The sequence below is a fragment of the Vibrio sp. E14 genome, from assembly GCF_020515785.1.
Taxonomy (GTDB): Bacteria; Pseudomonadota; Gammaproteobacteria; order Enterobacterales; family Vibrionaceae; genus Vibrio; species Vibrio diabolicus.
The window spans coordinates 1-915 of sequence record NZ_JAHPJI010000038.1; the positions used below are offsets into that span (position 1 = coordinate 1).

At 41.3% G+C, this 915-nt stretch carries 1 protein-coding gene; it reads right to left on the bottom strand.

Annotated elements, in window-relative coordinates; genetic code table 11:
• Window positions 1-559 precede the first annotated feature (559 nt).
• Entirely contained in the window at window positions 560-889 is a 330-nt protein-coding gene (locus LIX84_RS23315; RefSeq protein WP_226422274.1) for a hypothetical protein, read from the bottom strand.
• Between the last annotated feature and the right edge of the window lie 26 nt (window positions 890-915).

Genomic DNA, 915 nt, shown 5'->3' on the forward strand with positions numbered 1-915 from the left:
TAACGCCGCGTTAAGGGGTGCAGGCACGCAATACAAAAGCTACCGCACGGCGCCGTAATCACTGAACCCAACGCAAACTGAAAATGCCACGCGTGCCAAATCCCACTTAAACGCTTTGTTATGCTTAAGCTTCAATGGGTTACGTTTTTCGGGTAACAAGATTAACTCGACTTTGATTCACAAACAAAAGCCAAAAGCTAGAAAACTGAAATGACTCATAATTTTTAAAAATCAGACTTTGAAATTTGACTACTAAAACTTAAAAACCTAAGTTCAAAGTCTTGATTGAGCCAACTGCCCTAACCTCGTGCTTACGCGAAAACTGATTGAGGCAATTCTCTGAAGCTCCAGCGCCAAAGAATTGATGTCCAGAAAATAGCACCCACTGAAGCAAACTTGCCGACGAGCACAAAACCGAAAGCTGAGGGAACAAAGAAAACCCATAACCCACTGATTTTAAGTGATTAAGCATAACGCCGCATTAAGGTGTGAGCGGCGCTTGGCTATACTTGAGCGAAGCGAAAACGCCAAGCGTTGCGAATCACTCTTAAATGCTTTGTTATGTGCGAAATTCCAGCAAACGCTGCTTATAGTCATCTTCTTCAATAAAACTAAAGCGTCTCACCCACGAAGCAAAAACTACATATTCATGATCATCAACTTTTGACTTTATTTCGTTGCCCTCAAAACGGACACAATTAAACACCAAGTCTTCGTACCCTTGTCTTTCGACAACAAAGTGCTCTCCAATTTTTGGAATTTTATTAACGTAGCAGGTTAGTACTGAAAATTCTTCACGCACTAACTCTGAAATGAGTTTATGATCGACCCTTGGGTCAGGTTCTGCCACCTTCCCAAACTTAACTAATAAAATCTTAATTTTGCTCATTCTTTCTCCTTAGCACATAACGCCGC

Coding starts and splice junctions, on each gene's coding strand:
- LIX84_RS23315 (WP_226422274.1), bottom strand. CDS start 889: ATGAGCAAAATTAAGATTTTATTAGTTAAGTTTGGGAAGGTGGCAGAA.